The sequence below is a fragment of the Sphingomonas sp. genome, from assembly GCF_035910975.1.
Taxonomy (GTDB): Bacteria; Pseudomonadota; Alphaproteobacteria; order Sphingomonadales; family Sphingomonadaceae; genus Sphingomonas.
This window is the reverse complement of the sequence record NZ_JAMHWM010000029.1, coordinates 522,043-546,886: the sequence shown is the minus strand read 5'-3', so window position 1 is coordinate 546,886 and position 24,844 is coordinate 522,043. Positions and strand designations below refer to the sequence as shown.

Below are 24,844 nucleotides of genomic sequence, written 5' to 3'. Positions count from 1 at the left end.
GCTCAGCTTGCCGGCACGGGCTCGTTGAGCAGCGGGACCAGCGTCTCGTTGAGCGCAGCGACATCGAACGCGCCGGCCTTTGCGTAGCGGATGCGCCCGGCGCGATCGATCACCACGTTGTAGGGTACGGCGGTGACGTCGCCATAAGGCCCTTTCACCGATTTCGCCGACGGGATCGCCATCTTCGCGAACAGCGGCCGGAGCTTGAAGATGGGCAGCGAGCTTTCGGTCGTGATGGCGTATACCTTCAGCCCGTGTTTCCCCAGCTTGCGGTAGAAGGCGTCGAGCAGCGGCAACTCCCGCTTGCACGGCGCGCACCAGGTCGCCCAGAAATTGAGCACGACGACCTGCCCGCGCATGTCGGCCAGCCGCACGACCGAATCGTCGATCAGCCGCAGTTCGAAATCGGGTGCGGGCGCCCCGACCGCCACTTTCGGCGCCTTCTGCGCCGCCGACGGCCATGGTGCCAGCGCGAGCGATATCGCGGCGATCCCAGCCAACGATCGGATCATCCCAATGCCTCTTCACCCCCGTTTACGGCATCGTGCCCGATCATCGCCATCCTGTCGATCGGGCAGGGCGGCACGCAACGGGGTGTACCCCGGCGGCCTGCGCGGGTAGGGGCATCGACCGAAAGCCATGAGCCGGTGCCGCGTTGTCGGCCATCAGAACGAGCGAGGGGGAACACACGCATGAATACCGCCGAGATGACCGCGAAGATCGCCGGGGGACAGGGCTTCATCGCCGCGCTCGACCAGTCCGGCGGCTCGACCCCCAAGGCGCTCAAGGGCTACGGCGTCGAGGAAGGAGCGTGGGCCGGCGACGAGGAAATGTTCGGCCTGATCCACACGATGCGATCGCGGATCATCACCGCGCCCTGCTTCACCGGCGACAAGGTGATCGGCGCGATCCTGTTCGAACGCACGATGGACGGCCAGGTCGACGGCAAGCCGACGCCGCGCGCACTGATCGATCGCGGGATCGTGCCGTTCATCAAGATCGACAAGGGGCTGGAGGTCGAGGAAAACGGCGTCCAGCTGATGAAGCCGATGCCCGATCTCGACGCGTTGCTCGCCCGCGCGAAGGGGCTGGGCGTGTTCGGCACCAAGGAACGCTCGGTCATCAACCTCGCCAACCCGGCCGGCATCGCCGCGATCGTCGCGCAGCAGTTCGCGGTCGGGCAGCAGGTGCTGGCCCATGGCCTGGTCCCGATGCTGGAGCCGGAAATCAACATCAAGAGCCCGGAACGCGCCGCGGCCGACGCCATCCTGCGCGACGAACTGCTCAAGGCGCTCGATGCGATGCCGGGCACCGACAAGGTGATGCTCAAGCTGTCGATCCCGGCGCAGGCCGGGCTGTTCGACGCGCTGGTCGATCACCCCCGCGTGCTGCGCGTCGTCGCGCTGTCGGGCGGCTTCGCCCGGCCCGAGGCGTGCGCCGAACTGGCGAGGAACCGCGGCATGATCGCCAGCTTCAGCCGGGCGCTGCTCGAGGATCTGCGCCACGGCATGACCGATGCGGATTTCGACACCTCGCTGGGCGGCGCGATCGACGAGATCCACGCGGCGTCGACGGTGAAGGCGGCAGTCGCGATGTGATGGCTTCAGAGGGTCTGGCGCCCTCCGGCATCCAGTCACCAAGCCGATACGCCGGATGCTTCGCGAAGGAGAGATGGCGATAGACAAGACAGGCGCGTAGCGGTGTAGTCGTCGATGATGCGGTTCTATGTTGTCCTCGCGATCGTGCTGACCCTCGGCTATTGTGCCGCTTACCCTGTAGTTCATACGACGAAGCAGGTGCGTTTTCGTATCGACGTCGCGATTGAGACACCTGACGGCGTGAAGTCAGGCCACGGTGTATGGGGCTATCGATCGAAGGCGTTCTTCCATGACGGCATCATCTTATTGGATGGCGAGTGGAGGTGGCGGCGCTTGATCGATGGCCAAGCGATTGCCGTACCGCTGGGCGATGGCCGGGTGATCTATGCCTTGCTGGGGGGGCGCATGATGCCGGGACGCTTTTCCCCTGAGGCGTCGTTCGGCACAAGCTTCATGAACAATTTTCCTGCAACACAACTGTCGCAGGCGGACGGACGCTATGTGCATTACAGCGAGGGGCGCTGGTCACGCGAGAAGGCCGAGGTCGCTTTGGTCGAAGAGCGTAAGGGCGGGATCATTCAACTTGATTGCGTTCCTGAGCATCATGGCAATCCCATGAGCGATTGCCCGGCCTTCGCACTTGTCGCCCAGCGCGACGGTCCGGCTGAGGCGACGCTGCTCGACATCAATGACCTCTCCGATACGCTCGGTCCGGGCTATCGCCTGCAGCATGTCAAACTGACTGTGACCGACGCGCCCGTCACGCATGATCCCGCCGCGCTGCCCCTCTGGGCGCAGGCGGAGCCGCGGGAGCGGATTGCGATCGGCGGATGGCGCGACAATCGCGAGGAGATGCTCAAAACCGGATTCGTTCGCCTCGACTGACCGGTCCGCAACTCCGCGCTTCCGCCGCCCCGGCGCTAACGCCCGAACCATGAGCGATCACGAAGAAGACGACATCCTCGGCCGGCTCGATCCTGGGTTCGCCGCGCGGTTCGATCGCGATGACAGGCGGGGGCCGCGTCGCTCTCGCTCCCCGCCGTCCGCGCGGCGATCGCCAAAGGCCGCCCGCTGATCTCCGGCTTCGACCTCAGCCTCGAAACCGGCAGCTAGCGCGCCGTCATCACCAGCCACGGCGTCGGCCCGCTGCGCCATTCCCATGTGGCGAGAAGCTGGTCGAGATGCGCCAGGCCGCGGAACCACTCGGGCGCGTCGGCGATGCCGCGCTGTCCGTCGTCCTCCACCACCGTGATGTCGTGGGTCGCCGCGAAGCGATCGCACAGCCGGCGGGTCAGGCCCGGTTTCAGGCATTCGTGCGATTCGACGATCAGGTCCATCCCGGCCAGCGCGGGCGCGGCGAGCGGATCGAGCAACGCGTCCTCGCCGCCCTCGATGTCGCAGAACACCAGCGTCCGTGCGCCGGCGTGGACGGCGAAGTCGGCCGGGGTGAACAATTCGCCGATCGTGATCCGGTCGGCGACGCCGTTGCGCGTGGCGAGGGCGGCACAGGTGGCGCGCGCATTGGGATCGAGATCGAACGCCAGCGCGCGCGTCTCCGGCATCCGCCGCGCCATGCCGACCGCGTAATAGCCTTCCGCGCAGCCGATGTTCAGGATCGTGTCGTAACCGCCGGCGATCGCCGCTTTGACATGGGGATGCAGCGGCTGTTCATAGGTGCCGATCAGCTTGGCGGCATGGCACCCCTCCGCCGATCGTTCGAGGAAATCGAGCCCGGCCAGCGGGCCGCGCGGAACGACGGTGCCGTCCTGCTTCAGGATCGTGTTCTGGATCATCGCGCTGCGCCATTTCGCCATCAGCCGCAGCATGTCGTTGAGCGCGGCGGGCGAGGCCGCATCGGGCCGCGCCGCCATCCTGGCAATTCGTGCGTGAACATCGTCGTGAAGCGTCATCGTCTCTTTTTTCCGTCAAGCAGGCAGGTGCGCGCGTCCGTTCCCCACGCTACAGCCGTGGGATGACCGATCAAGACGAAGACATCCTCGGCCCGCTCGATCCGGGTTTCGCCGCGCGATTCGAACGGGACGACAGGCGCGGGCCGTGCCAGCTATACCTGATATCGCCGCTCGACGTTTCGGGCGGGTTCGCCGATCGTCTCGCCCGCGCGCTCGATGCCGGGCCGGTCGCGGCGTTCCAGTTCCGGGTGAAGGATGCCAACCAGCACGAGGCGGCGAAGCTCGCCGAGCCGCTCCAGCGCCTGTGCGCCGACGCGCAGGTCGCCTTCATCGTCAACGACAGCATCGCGCTGGCGAAGCGGCTGGGCGCCGATGGGGTCCATCTGGGGCAGGGTGACGGCGATCCGCGCGAGGCGCGCGACGTGCTGGGTCCGGCGGCGCAGATCGGCGTGACCTGCCACGACAGCCGGCATCTGGCGATGGAGGCCGGGGAGGCGGGGGCGGACTATGCAGCCTTTGGCGCCTTCTATCCGACGGTTACCAAGGCCACGCAGCACACCCCCGATCCGTCGATCCTGTCGTGGTGGGGCGCGCTGTTCGAAATCCCCTGCGTGGCGATCGGAGGCATCACGCCGGCCAACGCCGCTCCGCTGGTGGCGGCGGGTGCGGATTTCCTCGCGGTGTCGCATGCCGTCTGGGGCGACGACGAGGCGGCGGCGGTTCGGGCCTTTGCAGACGTCCTGAAGACCGGTTGAACGCGCCGACCGCCCGGGCGGCGCAACCCGGGCCGTCGATCTTCGTTACGCATCTCACCTGATGTTCGGGGAGTGAAGATGCGTAACATGTTGCTGGCACTGGGTTCGGTGATCGCCGCTGCCTCGTCCGCCGCCGCGCAGGCGCCAGCGCCGCCGGCGGTCGATCGTAATATCCTTCATGTCCAGGTGATCCTCGACAAGCTGGGCTTTGGCCCCGGCGTGCTCGACGGTCGCGGCGGGCAGTCGCTGGTCGCTGCGCTGAAGGGGTTTCAGGAGAGCCGCGATCTGGCCGTCACCGGAAAGATCGACCAGCCGACGCTCCGCGCGCTGTACCAGTATCGCGGCTGGCGTCCGACCCGCACGATCGCACTGACGCCGGCGATGCTCGCGGGCCCCTATGTGAACCCGATCCCGAAGGATTATGAGGAACAGTCGAAGCTGACGGCACTCTCCTATCGCTCGCCGACGGAGAAGCTGGCGGAGATGTTCCACACCACGCCGCAGGTCCTGGTCGCGCTCAACAGCGCCGGCACGCGGCTGGCGCCCGGCACGCGGGTGGTGTTCCCCAACGCGCTGCCCACATCCCGCGACTATGCCATCGCCGACGCCGGCTATCGCGCCACCGCCAACATGCTCAACGTCGAGGCGAATGTGCCGGCCGCCGACCATATCGTCGTCGACAAGTCCGACGGCGTGCTGCGCGTGATGGACAAGGACGACCGGCTGGTCGCGCAGTTCAGCGCGACGATGGGCTCGGCCGAATATCCGCTGCCGATCGGGACGTGGGAGATCAAGGGCACCGCGTTCAACCCCGACTGGAAGTTCGACCCGAACCTGATCGCGAACACGAAGCCGGGCGCGAAGCCAGCCGTGGTGCCGCCGGGGCCGAACAACCCGGTCGGCGTGGTCTGGATCGACCTGTCCAAGCCGCACTACGGCATCCACGGCACGCCCGAGCCGCAGAACATCGGGCGGACCGAGAGCAACGGCTGCATCCGCCTGACCAACTGGGATGCAGCGCGCCTCGCGCTGATGGTCAAGCCGGGCATGAAGGCGGTGTTCCGGCCATGACCCGCGCGCGCCGCGCCGGGCTGATCGCGGGAGCGTTTGCGCTGATGCTCGTCGCGGCGCTGGCGCTGATGGTCAGGTTCACCGGGGAGCAGGCGGCGAGCGTCGATGCCGCGCCGGCCGCCGCCGCTTCGCCGGAGGTCGCGCCGTCCGGACTCGTCGTGCCCGTCGCGGGCGTGGCACCGCGCCAGATCGCCGACACCTGGGGCCATTCCCGCGCGGGCGGCGAGCGCGCGCACCAGGGCACCGACATCATGGCGCCGGGTGGCACGCCCGTGCTGGCGGCGGCGGCGGGCACGGTCGAGAAGCTGTTCGACAGTGACGCCGGTGGTCGTACGCTTTACGTGCGCTCGCCCGACCGGCGCTGGAGCTATTACTACGCGCATCTTGCCGCCTACGCGCCCGGCATCGGCGAGGGGCAGGGCGTGCGCGCCGGCCAGCACATCGCCTTCGTCGGTGACACCGGAAACGCAGGCGCGGGCAACTTCCACCTCCATTTCGGCATCGCGCGGATGCGACCCGACGAACGCTGGTGGCAGGGCGAGCCGGTCAATCCCTATCCGTTGCTTGTCGGATCGGCGGCGCGGCGCTAAGGGCGGCCACCACGGTGGGGCCCAGGCCCGCCAGCGCTCTTTCCATCAGGTGGACCCATGAAGATCAGCGGCGTGGACATCCGTCCCGGCAACATCATCGAATATGAAGGCGGCATCTGGCGTGCCGTGAAGATCCAGCACACCCAGCCCGGCAAGGGCGGGGCCTATATGCAGGTCGAGCTGAAGAACCTGCGCGACGGCCGCAAGAACAACGTCCGCTTCCGCTCGGCGGAAACGGTCGAGCGCGTGCGGCTCGACACCAAGGATTTCCAGTTCCTGTTCGCCGAAGGCGACAATCTGGTCTTCATGGACAAGGACACCTACGACCAGACGACGCTGCCGCGCGACCTGCTCGGCGATGCCGCCGCCTTCCTGCAGGATGGCATGGACGTTGTGATGGAACTCTATGACGAGGAAGCGATCAGCGTCCAGCTGCCCGACACGATCGAAGCGACGATCGTGGAGGCCGACGCGGTGGTAAAGGGCCAGACCGCCTCGTCGAGCTACAAGCCGGCGGTGCTGGAGAATGGCGTGCGCGTGATGGTGCCGCCGCACATCGCTGCGGGGACGAAGATCGTCGTTGACGTGTACGAGCAGACGTATGTGAGGCGCGCGGACTGACACGAAATAGCGCAAGCTATTTCGCACAGGTGGCCGACCGGCCGGCGGGCGTGGCCCGGCCGACGACATGGGCTTTGCCCATGTCGGCAAGTGATCCAATCTCCCTCTCCCCTTCAGGGGAGAGGGTCGGGGAGAGGGGCCGTGCCGCAAGGGCTGGTCTCTGTGAGACCTCCCCCTCTCCCAACCCTCTCCCCCGAAGGGGAGAGGGCGAAAGGTGACTTATGGTTTCCCATTCCGGCCTCATCACCGTCATGGAGCGCGCCGTGCGCAAGGCAGCCCCCCGCCTGCGCCGCGATTTCGGCGAGGTGCAGAACCTGCAGGTAAGCCGCAAGGGGCCGGCCGACTTCGTCTCGATGGCCGACAAGCGCGCCGAGGAGACGATCGTCGAGGAACTGCGCCACGCGCGCCCCGACTGGGGCCTGCTGGTCGAGGAAGCGGGCGAGATCGCCGGCGATCCGTCGAAGCCGCGCTGGATCGTCGATCCGCTCGACGGCACCACCAACTTCCTGCACGGCATCCCGCATTTCGCCATCTCGATCGCGGTCGATGATCCGCAAAGCGGCATCACCCACGGCATGGTCTACCAGCCGCTGACCGATGAGGGCTTCTGGGCCGAAAAGGGGCGCGGGGCCTGGGTGCAGGGCAACCGGCTGCGCGTGTCGTCGCGCCGCGACCTCGCCGACGCGCTGGTCGCGACCGGCATCCCGTTCCTCGGCCATGGCGATTTCGCCCAGTGGAGCCGCATCTTCGGCGCGGTTGCGCCCGAAGTCGCCGGCATCCGCCGCTTCGGTTCGGCCGCGCTCGACCTCGCCTGGGTCGCGGCGGGGCGCTACGACGCCTTCTGGGAAAGCGGGCTGAAGCCCTGGGACGTCGCGGCCGGCTATCTGCTGGTCAAGGAGGCCGGCGGCTTCGTTACCGACTATCGCGGCACCGACCGCGCCGTGGAGAAGGGCGAAGTGCTGGCGGCGAACGGCGACATGCACTCGCGTCTGCACAAGCTGGTTGCGAACGCGCTGCGCTGAGCGGGTCGGGCAGCCGAGACTGCCCGACCACGGCTTTCCTCAGCCGATGTGCTTCTTGAACGCGTCGAGCGCCGCGACCCACACCGCCAGATTGTCCTGGAACAGCGCGCGCGACATGCCGCCTTCGTCCAGGTCGATGTCCATTTCGACCACCGGGTCGCCATCATTGTCGATATAGCCGCGCGCGAAGCGCTTCGTGCGGTTCCAGTCGTTCATCTTGCCGACCGAGGTCGATCCGCTCGACTTGAACCCGGCGTAGAACTGGATCGAGGTGCACCCCTTGTTGTTGGTGCAGCCCATGAACAGGATGATGAACTTCGACCCGCCGGCGCCGCTGCGGATCATCGGGTCGCCGTCCGAATCCTTGGTCAGTTCCGCCTGATAGCCGCGATCGCGCAGCACCGACGCGATGCTGTCGCCGCTCGCCACGACCTGCGCCGCCGCCGGTGTCGCCGCCGCCATGGTCGCCGCGACGACCAGGCCCAGCGCACCCTTCAATCCGAGACCCATAACCTTCGCCCCTGTAATGCTGGCGGCAACGCGCCGCCGCTTCCTGTGCGCGATCATCGTGGGAGCCATCGGGGGCAACTGTCAAATGCAGAAAGCGGCGGATTTGCCCGGTTTGTTGCGAGTCATTCTCATGCCCCAAAGCCTTGCCCCTCCGGGCACCCCGGCCTAAAGCCCCGGCATCCTTTTGTTCGCACCTGCGAGAGCGCATTTGGTCGACCTGTCGCAATATCTGCCGATCCTGATGTTCCTGGGAATCGCGCTCGTCCTGTCGGTGGCGTTCGTCGTCCTGCCGATGGTCGCCGCGCGCTTCACGGGCGCGCATCAGCCGACGCCGGAAAAGCTCACCGAATATGAATGCGGCTTCCCCGCGTTCGAGGACAGCCGGTCGCAGTTCGACGTGCGCTTCTACCTCGTCGCGATCCTGTTCATCATCTTCGATCTGGAAGCCGCGTTCCTGTTCCCCTGGGCGGTCACCGTGTTCGATCTCGGCTGGGTCGCGTGGGTATCGATGCTGATCTTCATCGCCGAACTGGGCCTCGGCCTGATCTATGCCTGGAAAAAGGGAGCACTCGATTGGGAGTAGAGCTTACCCGTGCGCCTGCGGGCATGCCCGCGCCGGGAACGCAGCCCGATCAGGCGTTCTTCAACGACCTGAACGGCGAGCTGAACGACAAGGGCTTCCTCGTCACCTCGACGGAGGAACTGTTCCAGTGGGCGCGCACCGGCAGCCTGTGGTGGATGACGTTCGGCCTCGCGTGCTGCGCGGTCGAGATGATTCACGTGAACATGCCGCGCTACGACCTGGAACGCTTCGGCGCCGCGCCGCGCGCGTCCCCGCGCCAGTCGGACGTGATGATCGTCGCCGGCACCTTGTGCAACAAGATGGCGCCTGCTCTGCGTAGGGTCTACGACCAGATGTCGGAGCCGAAATACGTCATCTCGATGGGCAGCTGCGCCAACGGCGGCGGCTATTACCACTATAGCTACAGCGTCGTGCGCGGCTGCGACCGCATCGTGCCGGTGGACATCTACGTCCCCGGTTGCCCGCCGACCGCCGAGGCGCTGCTGTACGGCATCATGCAGCTCCAGCGGAAGATTCGTCGTATCGGGACGGTGGAGCGGTAATGCGCGCTCCGGCTCCCAGATATGTCGCCAACGATGGCGTGATCGACGCGGCGCGGGCCGCGCTCGGCGACATGCTGCTCGAGGCGAGCGACCTGGTCGGCGAGGTGTCGCTGACGGTGACGCGTGATCGCCTGGTCGAGGCGATGATCGCGCTGCGCGACCATCCGATGCTGCAATATCAGCAGCTGATGGAAGTGGCCGGCGTCGACTATCCGTCGCGTCCCGAGCGCTTCGACGTCGTCTATTGCCTGCTGTCGCTCACCCGCAACCACCGCATCCGCGTCCGTGTGCTGACCGATGAGGTTCAGCCGGTGCCGTCGGTGACGGAGATCTGGCCGGTCGCCGGCTGGCTGGAGCGCGAGGTGTACGACATGTACGGCGTGCTGTTCAGCGGCAACGCCGACCTGCGCCGCATCCTCACCGACTATGGCTTCCGCGGCCATCCGCAGCGCAAGGATTTTCCGCTGACCGGCTATGTCGAGCTGCGCTATTCGGAAGAGGCGAAGCGCGTCGTCTATCAGCCCGTCCAGCTCGCGCAGGATTTCCGCAACTTCGATTTCATGAGTCCCTGGGAAGGCGCGGAGTATATCCTGCCCGGCGACGAGAAGGCGCCGGCTCCCGCTCCGGCGGCGACCCCGCCCGCGCCAAAGGCGCCCGCCGCGTCGACCAACGTCGCGGCTCAACCCGAAGCCAAGGGCGCACCGTCGCCGGTGACGGCCGATCAGGTGGTGAAGGCCGATGCGCCCGCCGCCAAGCCGCGCAAGGCTCGCGTGACCAAGCCCAAGGTCACCGAAAGCCCCGCCGACACCGGCATCGGCGAGGCGACGCCGGACGCCGGCCCGAAGCCCGCCAAGCCCGACGTGGTCAAGAAGCCGCGCGCTCGCGCCAAGCCGAAGGGAACGGCGGAATGAACGATTTCCGTTCCCCGGCGAAGGCCGGGGCCCAGGTCCAGACCGTTCGCAACTGGACCCCGGCCTTCGCCGGGGAACAGGTGACTGATGGCGGTGGACACCATGTCTGATGCCCTGAACGAAATGCTCGGACGCACCGACGCCGCCGATCCTACGCCCGGCGATGTCGAGATCCAGAACTACACGATCAATTTCGGTCCCCAGCATCCGGCCGCGCACGGCGTGCTGCGCCTCGTCATGGAGCTGGACGGAGAGATCATCGAGCGGCTCGATCCGCACGTCGGCCTGCTCCATCGCGGCACCGAGAAGCTGATCGAGTACAAGACGTATCAGCAGGCGCTGCCGTATTTCGACCGGCTCGACTATTGCTCGCCGCTGGCGATGGAACACAGCTACGTCCTCGCGGTCGAGAAGCTGCTCGACCTGGAGGTGCCGCTGCGCGCGCAGTATCTGCGCGTGTTCTTCGCGGAACTGACCCGCATCTGCAACCACATGCTCAACCTGGGCGCGCATGTGATGGACGTCGGCGCGATGACGCCGAACCTGTGGATGTTCGAGATCCGCGAGGATTGCCTCAATTTCTTCGAGCGTGTCTCGGGCGCGCGGATGCACAGCAATTACTTCCGCGTCGGCGGGGTGCACCAGGATGCGCCGCTGAAGCTGCTGACTGATATCGGCGACTGGCTCGACACCCGTCTGCCGCAACTGTTCGAGGATGCGATCAGCCTGGTTGCGGAAAACCGCATCTTCAAGCAGCGCAACGTCGACATCGCGCTGGTCAGTCGCGACGACGCGGTGAAATGGGGCTTCTCCGGCCCGATGATCCGCGGCGCCGGCATCGCGTGGGATCTGCGCAAGTCGCAGCCCTACGACGTGTACGACCGCATGGAATTCGACGTGCCGGTCGGCACGCGCGGCGACTGCTACGACCGCTTCATGGTGCGCGTCGAGGAGGTCCGCCAGTCGGCGCGGATTATGAAACAATGCCTGGCCGAGATGCCCGAAGGCCCGATCATGACGCTGGATCGGAAAGTGGGTCCTCCCAAACGCGGCGAGATGAAGCGCTCGATGGAAGCGCTGATCCACCACTTTAAGCTCTATACCGAGGGCTTCCACGTCCCCGCCGGCGAAGTGTACGTCGCCACCGAGAGCCCCAAGGGCGAGTTCGGCGTCTATCTGGTCAGCGACGGCAGCAACAAGCCGTACCGCTGCAAAATCCGCCCGACCGCGTTCAGCCACCTCCAGGCGATGGACTTCATGTCGCGCGGCCACATGCTGGCGGACACGACGGCGATCCTGGGCGCGCTCGACATCGTGTTCGGGGAGTGTGACCGGTGAGCCATTCCCGTATCGATACCGCACACGCGATGATCGCGCGCTACAATGCGCAGGACGTCGACGGCTATGTCGCGCTGATGACCGATGATGCCTGCGAGGCGGGCTATCGCGGCGCCGTGCTGCGCGAGGGCAGGGAGGGCGTGCGCTCGGGTCTGAAGGCCATGTTCGCGGAGTTTCCGGAGAATCACGCGGACATCCTTGCCACTTACGCGCTGGGCGACACGGTCGTCCTGCATGAGAAGGTGGGGCGTTCCGCCGCCAGCGAGCCGTTCGAGGTCATGTCCATCTATTCGTTCGAAGGCGACAAGGTATCGCGCGTGGAGTTCATTCGCTGATGGCCGACGCACCCCTTATCCCAGACGAGGCCGAGACCCGTGCCCGCTGGGGCGGTTTCGCCTGGACCGACGCGAACCAGACCAAGCGCAACGAGATCGTCGGCCGCTATCCGCCGGGCCGCGCGCAGTCGGCGTCGATCCCGCTGCTCGACCTCGCCCAGCGCCAGGTCGGCGCGGAAACCGATACGCAAGGCTGGCTCCCCATCCCGGTGATCGAGTTCGTCGCGCGCGAGATCGGCGTCGCCTATATGCGCGTGTACGAGGTCGCGACCTTCTACACGATGTTCAACCTCGCCCCCGTCGGCAAATACCATGTCCAGGTGTGCGGCACGACGCCGTGCATGCTGCGCGGCTCCGACGACGTGATGGCGGCGTGCCGGAACCACGGCCTCATCAAGGGCAAGACCACGCCCGACGGCCTGTTCACGCTGACCGAGGTCGAGTGCATGGGCAATTGTTCGTCGGCGCCGATGGTGCAGATCAACGACGATAATTACGAGGATCTGGATTACGATCGCACCACCGCGATCCTCCGCGCGCTGGCGAACGGCGAGGTGCCGAAGCCCGGCACGCAGGAACCCGGCCGCCACACCGTCGAGCCACTCGGCGAGCCGACCAACCTCGCCGCGATGGTGACCGAGAACCACGATTACCGCCCGGAGTGGACGGCATGAGCGGCATCGTCGCCCTCATCGTCGCGCTGGTAGCCATCGTGCTGGCGGTGAAGGTCGTCGGCTATGTGCTTGGCGCCGTGATCGGCATCGCGCTGGCGGTGGGTGCCTATTTCCTTGCGGAAAAGATCGTGGGGCAGGGACGATGACCGTTGCAATGGTGCTGGCGTTGATCGCCGTGTTCGTCGGTGCGGGTGTCGCGATCTTCGCCGGCACGAGGGGGCAGAAATAATGCTCGCCGATAAGGACCGCATCTTCACCAACCTCTACGGCTACCAGCCGTGGAGCATCGATGCCGCCATCGCGCGCGGCGCGTGGGACAATACCAAGGCGCTCCTCGAACTCGGGCAGGACGCGATCATCGACAAGATCAAGGCGTCCGGCCTGCGCGGGCGCGGCGGGGCGGGCTTCCCGACCGGCATGAAGTGGAGCTTCATGCCCAAGGAGCCGCGCGCGGATCGCCCGAGCTTCCTGGTCATCAACGCCGACGAATCCGAACCCGGTTCGTGCAAGGACCGCGAGATCATCCGCCACGATCCGCACCTGCTGATCGAAGGTGCGCTGGTCGCCGGCTTCGCGATGCGCGCGCGCGCCGCCTATATCTACATCCGCGGCGAATATATCCGCGAGGCGGAGACGTTGTTCGCCGCCGTGGCCGAAGCCTATGATCGCGGCTTCCTGGGCAAAAACGCGTGCAAGTCTGGCTACGACTTCGACGTGTTCGTCCATCGCGGCGCCGGCGCCTATATCTGCGGCGAAGAAACCGCGATGATCGAATCGCTGGAGGGCAAGAAGGGCCAGCCGCGCCTCAAGCCGCCGTTCCCGGCCGGCGCGGGCCTCTACGGCTGCCCGACGACGGTCAACAACGTCGAATCGATCGCCGTCGCGCCGACCATCCTGCGCCGCGGCCCCGAATGGTTCGCCAGCTTCGGACGCGAGAACAACAAGGGCACCAAGCTCTTCCAGATTTCGGGCCACGTCGATCGCCCCTGCGTCGTCGAGGAATCGATGAGCATCCCGTTCCGCGAACTGATCGAGAAGCATTGCGGCGGCATCCGGGGCGGGTGGGAAAATCTGCTCGCCGTCATCCCCGGCGGATCGTCGGTGCCGCTGGTGCCGGCGGCGCAGATCATGGACTGCCCGATGGATTTCGACGGGCTGAAGGAACTCGGCTCGGGCCTCGGCACCGCCGCCGTCATCGTCATGGACAAGTCCACCGACATCGTCCGCGCGATCAGCCGCCTGTCCTATTTCTACAAGCACGAAAGCTGCGGCCAGTGCACGCCGTGCCGTGAAGGCACCGGCTGGATGTGGCGCGTGATGGAGCGGCTGCGCACCGGCGATGCCGACATTTCCGAAATCGACACGCTGTATCAGGTGACCAAGCAGGTCGAAGGCCACACCATCTGCGCGCTAGGCGACGCGGCGGCATGGCCGATTCAGGGCCTGATCCGCCATTTCCGCCCGGAGATCGAACGCCGCATCGTGGAGCGTCAGGGGGGCAGCGAGTTGGCCCCGATGCAGGAGGCGGCTGAATAATGCCTAAACTCACCGTAGACGGGATCGAGGTCGAAGTTCCCGCCGGAGCCACCGTGCTCCAGGCGTGCGAGGCGGCCGGCAAGGAAATCCCGCGCTTCTGCTATCATGAGCGGCTCAGCATCGCCGGCAACTGCCGGATGTGCCTGGTCGAGGTGAAGCCCGGCCCGCCCAAGCCGCAGGCGAGTTGCGCGCTGCCGGCCGCCGACAATCAGGAAATCCGCACCGACAGCGCGATGGTGAAGGCCGCGCGCGAAGGCGTGATGGAATTCCTGCTCATCAACCACCCGCTCGATTGCCCGATCTGCGATCAGGGCGGTGAGTGCGACCTGCAGGACCAGTCGGTCGCCTATGGTCGCGGCCATTCGCGCTATACCGAAAACAAGCGCGCGGTGACCGAGAAGTACATGGGGCCGATCGTCAAGACGGTTATGACGCGCTGCATCCAGTGCACGCGCTGCATCCGTTTCGCCGAGGAAGTCGCGGGCGTGGAGGATATCGGCGCGATCTGTCGCGGCGAGAACATGCAGATCACCTCCTACCTCGAAGGGGCGGTGAAATCCGAGCTGTCGGGCAACGTCGTCGATCTGTGCCCGGTTGGCGCGTTGACGTCCAAGCCCTATGCGTTCGAGGCGCGGCCGTGGGAGCTGCGCAAGACGCTGGCAATCGACGTGATGGACGCGGTCGGCACCAATATCCGCCTCGACAGCCGGGGCCGGCAGGTGCTGCGCGCGCTGCCCCGCATCAACGAGGACGTCAACGAGGAATGGGCGCACGACAAGACGCGCCACCATGTCGATGGCCTCGTCCGTCGTCGCCTCGACAAGCCTTATGTCCGGCGTGACGGCAAGCTGGTCGCGGCCAGCTGGGACGAGGCGTTCGACGCGATCGCCGCCGCCGCGAAGGGCGCGGGCAGTAGCGTCGCGGCGGTCCATGGCGACATGCTCGATTGCGAGACGATCTTCGCCACCAAGGCGCTGCTGGCGTCGCTCGGATCGGACCTGCACGAAGGCCGCCAGACCGGCGCCAGCTACGACACGTCGAGCATGGCTGCGGTCAATTTCAACACCACGATCGCCGGGGTCGAACAGGCCGACGTGATCCTGCTGGTCGGCAGCAACGTCCGCTGGGAAGCGCCGCTGGTCAACACGCGCATTCGCAAGGCGGTGAAGAAGGGTGCGAAGGTCTTCGCGATCGGGCCGGAAACCGACCTGACGTACAAGGTCGAGTGGCTCGGCAACGATCTGTCGCTGCTCGGTAAGCTGCCCAAGGCGGTGGCCGATGCGTTCAAGGACGCCAAATTCCCGATGGTCATCGTCGGCGGCGCCCCGCTCAACACCGCGCAAGGGTCGACGCTCGGCCTCGTCAAGTCGCTCAACCTCGTCCGTGACGGCTGGAACGGCTATAACGCGCTGCACTTCTCCGCCGCGCGAATGGGCAGCCTGATGCTCGGCTTCACCCGCCCCGGCGGCGTTGCCGAACTGGTCGATGCAAAACCCAAGCTGGTGTTCTTCATGGGCGCGGACGAGGTGAACCACGCCGCGTTCGACGGTGCGTTCAAGGTTTTCGTGGGCCACCACGGCGATAACGGCGCGCATCATGCCGACGTGATCCTGCCGGGCGCGACCTATGCCGAAAAGCCCGGCACCTATGTCAATATCGAGGGCCGGGTTCAGCGCGGCGACCGCGCCGTCTTTCCTCCGGGCGACGCCCGCGAGGACTGGGCGATCCTGCGCGCGCTGAGCGAGCGGCTGGGTTCGCCGTTGCCGTTCGACAGCTTCGACGAACTGCGCACGGCGATGTTCGCTGCGGTGCCGGCGCTGGCCGAGGAAGGCCTCGCGTCGTTCGAATGGTCGCTGCCCAAGCTTGATGCCAAGGCATCGGGCGAGGTCGCCTATCCGATCCGCGATTTCTACCTGACCAACAGCATCTGCCGCGCATCGCCGACGATGCAGCGCTGTTCGGCGGAAATCCTCCACGGCGAGGAATTCGCGGAGGCGGCGGAATGAGCGTCCAGATCGTCATCCCAGCGAAAGCCGGGATCTCGTGCCGCAAGCGCACGGCCGGCCATCTTGATGCCCCAGCGTTCGCTGGGGCGACGGATTTTGCCGCATGACCGCCTTCTTCCAGTCCTGGGGCCTGACCTACGAAGCGGCGTGGACCGTCGCGACGCTGGTCGGCATCCTCGTCATCGCGCTGCCGCTGATGCTTGCGGTGGCGATGATCATCTACGCCGATCGCAAGATCTGGGCGGCGATGGCGCTGCGCCGGGGGCCCAACGTCGTCGGCCCGCTCGGCCTGCTGCAATCCTTCGCCGACGGGTTGAAGGTGTTCCTGCAGGAAACGATCATCCCGTCGTCGGCGAACCGGGGCCTGTTCCTGCTCGCGCCGATCATCACCTTCACGGTGGCGCTCATCACGTGGGCGGTGATCCCGTTCAGCCCCGGCGCGGTCGTCGCCGACATCAACGTCGGACTGCTGTACATCCTCGCCGCCTCGTCGCTGGGCGTCTACGGCGTGATCATCGCGGGCTGGGCGTCGAACTCGAAATATCCGTTCTTCTCGGCGCTGCGTGCGGCGGCACAGATGGTCAGCTACGAAGTCGCGATCGGCTTCATCCTGATCTCCGTCGTGCTGTGGGCGGGCAGCTTCAACCTGTCGACCATCGTGACGGCGCAGCAGGGCCATGTGTTCGGCCTGCTCAACGGCTTCGGCTTCAATCCGTTGCTGTTCCCGATGGCGGTGGTGTTCCTGATCTCGGCGCTGGCCGAAACCGCCCGCGCGCCGTTCGACCTGACCGAGGCGGAGTCGGAACTCGTCGCCGGCTACCAGACCGAATATTCGTCGATGAGCTTCGCGCTCTTCTGGCTAGGCGAATATGCCAACGTCATCCTGATGTGCACGCTCAACGCGGTGCTGTTCTGGGGCGGCTGGCTGCCGCCCATTGACTGGGCGCCGCTCTATTACGTGCCGGGCATCCTCTGGTTGTTCCTCAAGATCCTGGTGTTCTTCTTCATCTTCAGCTGGGTGAAGGCGACCGTCCCGCGCTATCGCTATGACCAGCTGATGCGGCTTGGCTGGAAGGTTTTCCTGCCGATGAGCTTGATCTTCGTCCTCCTCGTCTCGGGGTATCTGATGTTCCAACGTGTGGGAGCGCCCTGGTGAGCCTTGCCCAAGTCGTCCGCTCGTTCACGTTGTGGGAGTTCGTGAAGGCGCACGCCCTCACGTTCAAATATTTCTGGAAGCCCAAGGCGACGATCAACTATCCGTTCGAGAAGAACCCGATCTCGCCCCGCTTCCGCGGCGAGCACGCTCTGCGCCGTTACCCGAACGGCGAGGAACGCTGCATCGCGTGCAAGCTGTGCGAGGCGGTGTGCCCCGCGCTCGCCATCACGATCGAGGCCGAGCCGCGCGACGACGGCAGCCGCCGCACCACGCGCTACGACATCGACATGACCAAGTGCATCTACTGCGGCTTGTGCGCGGAAGCCTGCCCGGTCGATGCGATCGTCGAGGGTCCGAACTTCGAATTCGCGACCGAAACGCGCGAGGAGCTGATCTACGACAAGGCCAAGCTGCTCGCCAACGGCGACCGCTGGGAACGCGCGATCGCGGCAAATCTTGCCGCCGACGCGCCCTACCGGTAAGCGCGCTGTGAATCTCGCAATCACAGCCGTTCGCCCTGAGCTTGTCGAAGGGCTGTCCTTCTTCTTCGCGCAAGAAAGGGCAGGGCTTCGACAAGCTCAGCCCGAACGGGGCCAGGGGGGCCAGCAGTTTTCGTGATCCAGGCCATCGCCTTCTATCTGTTCGCAGGCGTGCTGCTGCTCGCGGGTGCGATGACGATCACGTCGCGCAACCCCGTACACAGCGTGCTGTGGCTGATCCTGTCGTTCTTCAATGCCGCCGGCCTGATGATCCTGTGTGGCGCCGAGTTCATCGCGATGCTGCTCGTCATCGTCTATGTCGGCGCGGTCGCGGTGCTGTTCCTGTTCGTCGTGATGATGCTCGACATCGATTTCGCGGAGCTGCGCGCCGGTTTCGTCCGCTACATGCCGATCGGCATCGTGCTCGCGCTGGCGCTGGCCGCGGAGATCGTGATCGGCGCAGGCGCGTGGTCCGCCGGCGGGATCGAACTCGCCGCCAAGGCCGCACCGGTCGATCCGGCGGTGCCCAATATCGAGGCGATCGGTCGCCTGCTCTATTCGCGCTACCTGTTCGTGTTCGAACTGGCCGGTCTCGTCCTGCTCGTCGCGATGATCGGCGCGATCGTGCTGACCCACCGCGAGCGCGGCGGCGTGCACAAACAGTCGATCTGGCGCCAGATAAACCGCCGCTCGAAGGATGCGGTGCGCAACGTGAAGGATGTGCCCGTGGGGCAGGGGGTGGAACTGTGACGATAGGATATCGTCATCCCAGCGAAAGCTGGGATCTCCAGCCGCGAGCGCAGGCCATGATCTCGCGAGACCCCAGCGTTCGCTGGGGTGACGGTTCTGCGGAGGTGGAGCTGTGATCGGTCTCACCCATTATCTGGTGGTCGCCGCGATCCTGTTCGGGCTGGGCGTGTTCGGCCTCGTCGCCAACCGCAAGAACCTGATCCTGATCCTGATGGCGATCGAACTGATCCTGCTGGCGGTCAACATCAACCTCGTCGCTTTCTCGTCGTACCTCGGCGATCTGGTCGGCCAGGTGTTCGCGATGTTCGTGCTGACCGTCGCTGCCGGAGAGGCCGCGATCGGCCTCGCCATCCTCGTCATCTATTTCCGCGGCCGCGCGACCATCGCGGTCGACGACGTCAACCGGATGAAGGGGTGATCGCCATGCCCCTCTCCGTCGTCATCCCCGCGAAGGCGGGGATCCATTCTGGCTGGTTTCGCGAAGGAGCCACATCGGTGCGAGAATTTATTCCCGCCTTCGCGGGAATGACGGGGGACAGGCTGTGAACAGCATCCTCGTCATCGTTTTCCTGCCGCTGCTGGCGGCAATCGTCGCCGGCCTGTCCAACCGCGCGTTCGGCACGGCGTTTCCCAAGATTATAACGACGGCTAGCCTCTTCATCGCGGCCGGACTTTCGTGGCCGCTCTTCCTCTATTTTATTCTCGGCGGCGTCTCTTCGCCCGCCGGAAGCGCGCCGACCGAGTGGGTCGTTCCAGTGTTCAACTGGGTCACGTCGGGCGACATGGTGTTCGACTGGGCGCTGCGCGTCGACAGCCTGACGGCGGTGATGCTCGTCGTCATCACCAGCGTGTCGGCGCTCGTCCACCTCTACAGCTGGGGGTATATGGCCGAGGACCCGGATCAGCCGCGGTTCTTTGCCTATCTGTCGCTGTTCACCTTCGCGATGCTGATGCTGGTAACGGCGGACAACCTGGTCCAGATGTTCTTCGGCTGGGAAGGCGTCGGCCTCGCGTCCTATCTGCTGATCGGCTTCTGGTTCCGGAAGCCATCCGCCAACGCGGCCGCGATCAAGGCATTCGTCGTGAACCGCGTCGGCGATCTGGGCTTCATGCTCGGCATCTTCGGCACGTACCTGGTGTTCGACACCGTCTCGATCCCCGAAATCCTCGCGGCCGCGCCGAACATGGCCGGCAGCACGATCGGCTTCCTCGGCTACCGTCTCGATACGATGACGGTGCTGTGCCTGCTGCTGTTCGTCGGCGCGATGGGCAAGTCGGCACAGCTTGGTCTCCACACCTGGCTGCCCGACGCGATGGAGGGGCCGACGCCGGTTTCCGCGCTGATCCACGCCGCGACGATGGTGACGGCGGGCGTGTTCATGGTGTGCCGCCTGTCGCCGATGTTCGAAGCCTCGCCCACCGCATTGGGCTTCGTCACCTTCATCGGCGCGGCGACCTGCCTGTTCGCCGCGACCGTCGGCACGGTGCAGAACGACATCAAGCGCGTGATCGCCTATTCGACCTGTAGCCAGCTCGGCTACATGTTCTTCGCGGCCGGCGTCGGTGCATACGGCGCGGCGATGTTCCACCTGTTCACCCACGCCTTCTTCAAGGCGCTGCTGTTCCTGGGCGCGGGATCGGTGATCCATGCGATGCACCACGAACAGGACATGCGTTATTACGGGGGCTTGCGTAAGCACATCCCGGTCACCTTCTGGGCGATGCTGATGGGCACGCTGGCGATCACCGGCGTCGGCTTGTACCCGTTCGGTGGCTTCGCTGGGTTCCACTCGAAGGATGCGATCCTCGAGGCGGCCTATGCCGTCGGCAATCTCAGTCAGTTGGCGTTCTGGACGGGGCTGTTCGCGGCGCTGTTGACCAGCTTCTATTCGTGGCGCCTGATGTTCCTGACCTTCTGGGGCAAGCCGCGCTGGGCCAACAGCGAGCATATCCAGCACGCCGTCCACGACGCGCATCACCATGATGCGCCGAGCCATGAGGACGCGGGCCACGATCCGCACGGGCATGAGACGGCGGCGCATGAGCTGCACGACGGCTCCGCTGGCTATCACCCGCACGAAAGCCCGTGGGCGATGCGCCTGCCGCTGATCCTGCTGTCGGTCGGCGCGGTGCTGGCCGGGTTCGTGTTCAACCAGTGGTTCATCCAGCCCGGCGCCGGAGAGGCGTTCTGGCACGGCGCGCTGGCATTCGACGAGCATCTCGCTCACGCAATGCACGAGGTGCCGACCTGGGTGAAATACTCGGCGCTGGTCGTCATGCTTACCGGCTTCGTGACCGCCTGGATGACGTACATCCGTCACCCCGATTTCCCGGCGAAGTTCGCGGAGATGTTCCGCGTTCTCTATGCCTTCCTGCTCAACAAATGGTACTTCGACGAGCTGTACAACTTCCTGTTCGTCCGCCCCGCCTTCGCGCTCGGCCGGCTGTTCTGGAAGAAGGGCGACGAGGGCACGATCGACCGCTTCGGTCCCAACGGATCGGCCGCGCTCGTCAAGTTCGGCAGCGCCGTCGCGGGCCGTCTCCAGACCGGATATGTCTATACCTATGCGTTCGTCATGCTGCTCGGCCTGACCGCCGTCGTCACCTGGGCGGTGACGCGATGAGCGCTTCCAACCCAACCGTTCGGACTGAGCTTGTCGAAGCCCTGTCCTTCTTTTCCGGATCAGCAGGCGTGAGGCACCAAGAAGTGCAGCCCTTCGACAAGCTCAGGGCGAACGGGGCGGGGGGTACGCTCTAATGGATGGCTTCCCCATTCTCTCGCTGATGCTCGCAGTGCCGCTGGTCGCGGCGATCCTGTGTCTGTTCGTCAGTGCGAGCGCGTCCCGCTGGCTCGCGCTCGGCGCGACACTCGTGAACCTCGCGCTCGGCGCTATCCTGTGGGCCAACTTCGACGTCGCGGGCAGCGCGCCGCAGTGGCAGTTCACCGAATATGTCGAGCTGTTCCCGCGCTTCGCCTGGGCGCTGGGCATCGACGGCTTTGCCCTCCTGCTCATCATGCTCAGCGTGTTCCTGATGCCGATCTGCATCGGCGCCTCGTGGGAGGCGATCAAGGATCGCGTGCAGGAGTACATGGCCGCGTTCCTCATCACCGAAGTGCTGATGATCGGCACCTTCGCGGCGCAGGATCTGCTGCTGTTCTACATCTTCTTCGAAGCCGGCCTGATCCCGATGTACCTCATCATCGGCATCTGGGGCGGCGCGAACCGCATCTACGCGTCGTATAAATTCTTCCTCTACACGCTGCTCGGCTCGATCGTGATGCTGATCGCGATGCTGTGGATGGCGACGAGTGCAGGCACGACCTACATCCCGGCGCTGATGCAGCACGACTTCCCGGTCGGCGCGCAATATTGGCTGTGGCTGGCGTTCTTCGCATCGTTCGCGGTGAAGATGCCGATGTGGCCGGTCCACACCTGGCTGCCCGACGCGCACGTCCAGGCGCCGACGGCGGGCTCGGTCATCCTGGCGGGCGTGCTGCTGAAGCTCGGCGGCTACGGCTTCCTGCGCTTCAGCCTGCCGATGTTCCCCGAAGCATCCGCCGCCTTCGTGTGGCTGATCTTCGGCCTGTCGGCGATCGCGGTGGTGGTCACGTCGCTGATCGCGCTCGTCCAGTCGGACATGAAGAAACTGATCGCCTATTCGTCGGTCGCGCACATGGCGATCGTCACGATCGGCCTGTTCGCGTTCAACCGCCAGGGGATCGAGGGCGCGATGATCGTCATGCTCTCGCACGGCCTCGTCTCCGCCGCGCTGTTCCTGTGCGTCGGCGTGATCTACGACCGGCTGCACACCCGAGAGATCGACCGGTACGGCGGGCTCAGCATCAACATGCCGAAATATGCCGTGCTGTTCCTGCTGTTCACCATGGCCTCGATCGGCCTGCCGGGCACGTCGGGCTTCGTCGGCGAGTTCCTGAGCCTCGCCGGTGTCTATCAGGTCTCGACCTGGATCACCCTGGTCTGCACGACCGGCATCATCCTCGGTGCCGCCTACATGCTCTATCTCTACCGCCGCGTCGCCTTCGGCGACCTGGTGCACGAGGATGTGAAGGCGATGCCTGACCTGTCGAAGCGCGAGATGGCGCTGCTCGCCCCGATCGCCGCCGTCGTGCTGTGGATGGGCGTCTATCCGGAAAGCTTCATGAAGCCGATGCGCGCCGACGTTCAACTGCTGCTCGAACGTATCGATCGCGCCAAGCCCGTCGGTGATTCGCGGCCCACGGCCGGCAAGCCCGCCGCCGCGCCTGTCCACGCCGCGCCTGCCGTTCATGGGGAGGCGCACTGATGGGCAACGACCTGATCCTGATCCTGCCCGAGATCGTGCTGACCATCGGCGCGCTCGTGCTGATGATCGTCGCCGCCTGGGGCGGCCAGGCCTCGACCCGCGCGGTCAGCTGGGTGTCGGTCGCGGTGCTCGCCGGCGCGACGATCGCGCTGTTCGGTCCGTCGTCGAGCGGCGCCAACGCGTTCGACGGCCTGTACCGCGCCGACGCCTTCGCCGCCTTCGCCAAGCTGCTGATCTATGCCGCCACCGCCGTGTGCATCCTGATCGCGCCCAACTTCTTCCAGCGCACCTCGGGCGAGGATCTGCGCCCCGAATATCCCGTCCTGATGCTGCTCAGCGCGGTCGGCATGGGCGTGATGGTGTCGGCCGGCGACATGCTGTCGCTCTACGTCGGCCTCGAGCTTCAGAGCCTGGCCGCCTATGTCCTCGCCAGCTTCATGCGCCGCGACACGCGCTCGGCGGAGGCGGGGCTGAAGTATTTCGTCCTCGGCGCGCTCGCCTCGGGCATCCTGCTTTACGGCATCTCGCTGGTCTACGGTTTCTCGGGTTCGACCAGTTTCGACGTGATCGCCGCGGCGTACGCCGGCGAGCGGTCCACCGGGCTGCTGATCGGGCTGGTGTTCGTCTTCGCCGGCCTGGCCTTCAAGATCGCCGCCGTGCCGTTCCACATGTGGACGCCCGACGTGTACGAAGGCGCGCCGACGCCGGTGACCACCTTCTTCGCCTCCGCGCCGAAGGTCGCCGCCGTCGCGATGGGCCTGCGCGTCGCGCTGGAGGCGATGGGCCCGGCGTCTTTCGACTGGCGCCAGATCGTGATCTTCGCCAGCCTTGCCTCGATCTGGTTCGGCGCGATCGCCGCGATCGGCCAGACCAGCATCAAGCGGCTGCTGGCCTATTCGTCGATCAACAACATCGGCTTCGCGCTGATCGGCCTTGCCGCCGCGACGCCGGATGGGACGGCGGCGGTGCTCAGCTACATGACGGTCTATATCGTCATGACGCTGGGCAGCTTCCTCGTCGTGCTCCAGATGCGCGGGGCCGACGGCCAGCCGGTCGAGACGATCTCCAGCCTGTCGGGCCTGTCGCGGACGCGGCCGGGCCTCGCGGCGGCGCTGGCGATGTTCATGTTCTCGCTCGCCGGCATCCCGCCCTTGCTCGGCTTCTGGCCGAAGCTCGCGGTGTTCTGGGCGGCGACCGATGCGGGCCTGTTCGCCTTTGCCGTCGCGGGGGCGGTCGGGTCGGTGGTCGGCGCCTTCTATTACCTCAAGGTCATCAAGACGATGTACTTCGATGCGCCGGCTCATGAACTGGTGAAGGGGCATGGCAGCGCAGTCGAATATGCGCTGATCGCGCTGGCGGCGCTGTTCGTCTCGCCGCTCGGCTATCTGCTCATCAAGCCGATGGCGCCGATGACCGCGGCGGCGGCGGGCGCGCTGTTCTGATCGACCTGCGCACCGTCACCGCGACGGGATCGACCAACGCCGACGTCCTCGCCCTGGCCGATGCCGGGGTTGGGGAGGGGCTGTGGCTCCGCGCCGAGGCACAGACCGCCGGGCGAGGGCGCCAGGGGCGGGCCTGGGTTTCGCGCACCGGCAATCTCTACGCCAGCACGCTCGTTCGCCTCCGCCCCGGCGATCCGCCCGCGCCGACGCTCGCGCTGGTCGCCGCCGTGGCGCTGGAGGAGGCGGTCTCCCTCCTGTGCCCCGGCGGGAATGGGCGCGCGGTGACGATCAAATGGCCCAACGACCTGCTGCTGGACGGCGCCAAGCTGGCCGGCATCCTGCTCGAACGCTCGGGCGATGCGGTGGTGGTCGGCTTCGGCGTCAACTGTGCCCACGCCCCCGACCTGCCCGATCGTGCCACCACCCATTTGAACGGCGCGGTCGATCCGGCGATCCTGGTCGAGACGCTGGCGGAGGTTTTCGCCCGCTGGGCCTCGCGCTGGCGGGCCGAGGGTATAGCCCCGGTCCGCGCCCGCTGGCAGGAGCGCGCCCATCCGCGCGGCGCCGCGCTCGTCGCGCGCCTCTCCGATGGCGAGGCCGTCGAGGGTTTGTTCGACGGCCTCGATGCCGACGGCGCGCTGCGGCTGCGCTTGGCGGACGGCGCGCGGCGTGTCATTCACGCCGCCGACGTGTTCCTGCTTTAGGAGGGC

27 protein-coding genes are annotated in these 24,844 nt (G+C 66.2%); 24 read left to right on the top strand and 3 right to left on the bottom strand.

Annotated features, from left to right (window positions below; all coding sequences use genetic code 11):
• Positions 1–2: 2 nt before the first annotated feature.
• A complete protein-coding gene (locus VYI76_RS09060) occupies positions 3–512 on the bottom strand; it encodes a TlpA family protein disulfide reductase (protein ID WP_326524430.1) in 510 nt (169 codons plus the stop codon).
• Between the two features lie 180 nt (positions 513–692).
• Here VYI76_RS09060 and VYI76_RS09055 point away from each other — a divergent pair, with 180 nt between their 5' ends.
• Positions 693–1,598: a fructose bisphosphate aldolase gene (locus VYI76_RS09055; protein ID WP_326524429.1), complete on the top strand. Its 906-nt coding sequence runs from the start codon at positions 693–695 to the stop codon at positions 1,596–1,598.
• A 114-nt stretch (positions 1,599–1,712) separates the two neighbouring features.
• On the top strand, positions 1,713–2,483 hold the full coding sequence (locus tag VYI76_RS09050; RefSeq protein ID WP_326524428.1) for a hypothetical protein: 771 nt from the start codon (positions 1,713–1,715) through the stop codon (positions 2,481–2,483).
• A 224-nt stretch (positions 2,484–2,707) separates the two neighbouring features.
• Here the strand turns inward: VYI76_RS09050 and VYI76_RS09045 are convergent, their stop codons facing one another.
• Complete coding sequence (locus VYI76_RS09045; RefSeq protein ID WP_326524427.1) at positions 2,708–3,508, bottom strand: hypothetical protein; 801 nt, start codon at positions 3,506–3,508, stop codon at positions 2,708–2,710.
• 62 nt (positions 3,509–3,570) lie between these two features.
• On the opposite strand from VYI76_RS09045, the gene thiE reads away from it, so the two are divergent.
• The 5 genes from thiE (at position 3,571) to VYI76_RS09020 (ending at position 7,567) form a co-directional block, all read left to right on the top strand.
• Complete coding sequence (gene thiE / locus VYI76_RS09040; protein ID WP_326524426.1) at positions 3,571–4,263, top strand: thiamine phosphate synthase; 693 nt, start codon at positions 3,571–3,573, stop codon at positions 4,261–4,263.
• Positions 4,264–4,341: 78 nt separating this feature from the next.
• The gene (locus VYI76_RS09035) at positions 4,342–5,334 is read left to right on the top strand and encodes a L,D-transpeptidase family protein (RefSeq protein WP_326524425.1); all 993 of its coding nucleotides are present in this window, start codon (positions 4,342–4,344) and stop codon (positions 5,332–5,334) included.
• Positions 5,331–5,924 (top strand): M23 family metallopeptidase, encoded by a 594-nt coding sequence (locus tag VYI76_RS09030; protein WP_326524424.1) that lies wholly within the window; start codon positions 5,331–5,333, stop codon positions 5,922–5,924. Before VYI76_RS09035 ends, VYI76_RS09030 begins: the two co-directional genes overlap by 4 nt.
• A 57-nt stretch (positions 5,925–5,981) precedes the next feature.
• Entirely contained in the window at positions 5,982–6,545 is a 564-nt protein-coding gene (efp, locus tag VYI76_RS09025; RefSeq protein WP_326524423.1) for an elongation factor P, read from the top strand.
• A 221-nt stretch (positions 6,546–6,766) separates the two neighbouring features.
• Entirely contained in the window at positions 6,767–7,567 is an 801-nt protein-coding gene (locus VYI76_RS09020; protein ID WP_326524422.1) for an inositol monophosphatase family protein, read from the top strand.
• Between the two features lie 39 nt (positions 7,568–7,606).
• On the opposite strand, the gene VYI76_RS09015 is transcribed toward VYI76_RS09020, so the two are convergent.
• A complete protein-coding gene (locus VYI76_RS09015) occupies positions 7,607–8,134 on the bottom strand; it encodes a YbjN domain-containing protein (RefSeq protein ID WP_326524421.1) in 528 nt (175 codons plus the stop codon).
• Between the two features lie 151 nt (positions 8,135–8,285).
• Here VYI76_RS09015 and VYI76_RS09010 point away from each other — a divergent pair, with 151 nt between their 5' ends.
• The 17 genes from VYI76_RS09010 to VYI76_RS08930 all read left to right on the top strand — a co-directional run bounded on the left by VYI76_RS09010 (position 8,286) and on the right by VYI76_RS08930 (position 24,838).
• Positions 8,286–8,660 (top strand): NADH-quinone oxidoreductase subunit A, encoded by a 375-nt coding sequence (locus tag VYI76_RS09010; protein ID WP_326524420.1) that lies wholly within the window; start codon positions 8,286–8,288, stop codon positions 8,658–8,660.
• Positions 8,651–9,202: a NuoB/complex I 20 kDa subunit family protein gene (locus VYI76_RS09005; RefSeq protein WP_326524419.1), complete on the top strand. Its 552-nt coding sequence runs from the start codon at positions 8,651–8,653 to the stop codon at positions 9,200–9,202. Before VYI76_RS09010 ends, VYI76_RS09005 begins: the two co-directional genes overlap by 10 nt.
• Positions 9,202–10,113, top strand: a complete 912-nt coding sequence (locus VYI76_RS09000) for an NADH-quinone oxidoreductase subunit C (RefSeq protein WP_326524418.1) — start codon at positions 9,202–9,204, stop codon at positions 10,111–10,113. The genes VYI76_RS09005 and VYI76_RS09000 overlap by 1 nt, the downstream gene beginning before the upstream one ends.
• Positions 10,114–10,215: 102 nt before the next feature.
• On the top strand, positions 10,216–11,451 hold the full coding sequence (locus VYI76_RS08995; RefSeq protein WP_326524417.1) for an NADH-quinone oxidoreductase subunit D: 1,236 nt from the start codon (positions 10,216–10,218) through the stop codon (positions 11,449–11,451).
• A 29-nt stretch (positions 11,452–11,480) separates the two neighbouring features.
• Positions 11,481–11,786, top strand: a complete 306-nt coding sequence (locus tag VYI76_RS08990) for a nuclear transport factor 2 family protein (protein ID WP_326524416.1) — start codon at positions 11,481–11,483, stop codon at positions 11,784–11,786.
• A complete protein-coding gene (locus VYI76_RS08985) occupies positions 11,786–12,460 on the top strand; it encodes a complex I 24 kDa subunit family protein (protein WP_326524415.1) in 675 nt (224 codons plus the stop codon). Before VYI76_RS08990 ends, VYI76_RS08985 begins: the two co-directional genes overlap by 1 nt.
• On the top strand, positions 12,457–12,606 hold the full coding sequence (locus VYI76_RS08980) for a hypothetical protein (RefSeq protein WP_326524414.1): 150 nt from the start codon (positions 12,457–12,459) through the stop codon (positions 12,604–12,606). The genes VYI76_RS08985 and VYI76_RS08980 overlap by 4 nt, the downstream gene beginning before the upstream one ends.
• Positions 12,607–12,688: 82 nt before the next feature.
• On the top strand, positions 12,689–13,996 hold the full coding sequence (gene nuoF, locus VYI76_RS08975) for an NADH-quinone oxidoreductase subunit NuoF (RefSeq protein ID WP_326524413.1): 1,308 nt from the start codon (positions 12,689–12,691) through the stop codon (positions 13,994–13,996).
• Complete coding sequence (nuoG, locus tag VYI76_RS08970; protein WP_326524412.1) at positions 13,996–16,002, top strand: NADH-quinone oxidoreductase subunit NuoG; 2,007 nt, start codon at positions 13,996–13,998, stop codon at positions 16,000–16,002. The genes nuoF and nuoG overlap by 1 nt, the downstream gene beginning before the upstream one ends.
• A 103-nt stretch (positions 16,003–16,105) precedes the next feature.
• Positions 16,106–17,158 carry an NADH-quinone oxidoreductase subunit NuoH gene (gene nuoH, locus VYI76_RS08965; protein WP_326524411.1) on the top strand — a complete coding sequence of 351 codons (1,053 nt, stop codon included), beginning with the start codon at positions 16,106–16,108 and terminating at the stop codon, positions 17,156–17,158.
• Positions 17,155–17,640 carry an NADH-quinone oxidoreductase subunit NuoI gene (gene nuoI / locus VYI76_RS08960; protein WP_326524410.1) on the top strand — a complete coding sequence of 162 codons (486 nt, stop codon included), beginning with the start codon at positions 17,155–17,157 and terminating at the stop codon, positions 17,638–17,640. The genes nuoH and nuoI overlap by 4 nt, the downstream gene beginning before the upstream one ends.
• A gap of 132 nt (positions 17,641–17,772) precedes the next feature.
• Positions 17,773–18,387 (top strand): NADH-quinone oxidoreductase subunit J, encoded by a 615-nt coding sequence (locus VYI76_RS08955; protein ID WP_326524409.1) that lies wholly within the window; start codon positions 17,773–17,775, stop codon positions 18,385–18,387.
• Positions 18,388–18,499: 112 nt separating this feature from the next.
• Positions 18,500–18,805, top strand: a complete 306-nt coding sequence (nuoK, locus tag VYI76_RS08950) for an NADH-quinone oxidoreductase subunit NuoK (RefSeq protein ID WP_326524408.1) — start codon at positions 18,500–18,502, stop codon at positions 18,803–18,805.
• 124 nt (positions 18,806–18,929) lie between these two features.
• The gene (gene nuoL / locus VYI76_RS08945; RefSeq protein WP_326524407.1) at positions 18,930–21,011 is read left to right on the top strand and encodes an NADH-quinone oxidoreductase subunit L; all 2,082 of its coding nucleotides are present in this window, start codon (positions 18,930–18,932) and stop codon (positions 21,009–21,011) included.
• Between the two features lie 133 nt (positions 21,012–21,144).
• Positions 21,145–22,692, top strand: a complete 1,548-nt coding sequence (locus VYI76_RS08940; RefSeq protein ID WP_326524406.1) for an NADH-quinone oxidoreductase subunit M — start codon at positions 21,145–21,147, stop codon at positions 22,690–22,692.
• Positions 22,692–24,134, top strand: a complete 1,443-nt coding sequence (gene nuoN / locus VYI76_RS08935; protein ID WP_326524405.1) for an NADH-quinone oxidoreductase subunit NuoN — start codon at positions 22,692–22,694, stop codon at positions 24,132–24,134. The genes VYI76_RS08940 and nuoN overlap by 1 nt, the downstream gene beginning before the upstream one ends.
• Positions 24,134–24,838, top strand: a complete 705-nt coding sequence (locus tag VYI76_RS08930) for a biotin--[acetyl-CoA-carboxylase] ligase (protein WP_326525076.1) — start codon at positions 24,134–24,136, stop codon at positions 24,836–24,838. Before nuoN ends, VYI76_RS08930 begins: the two co-directional genes overlap by 1 nt.
• The last annotated feature ends 6 nt before the right edge of the window (positions 24,839–24,844 follow it).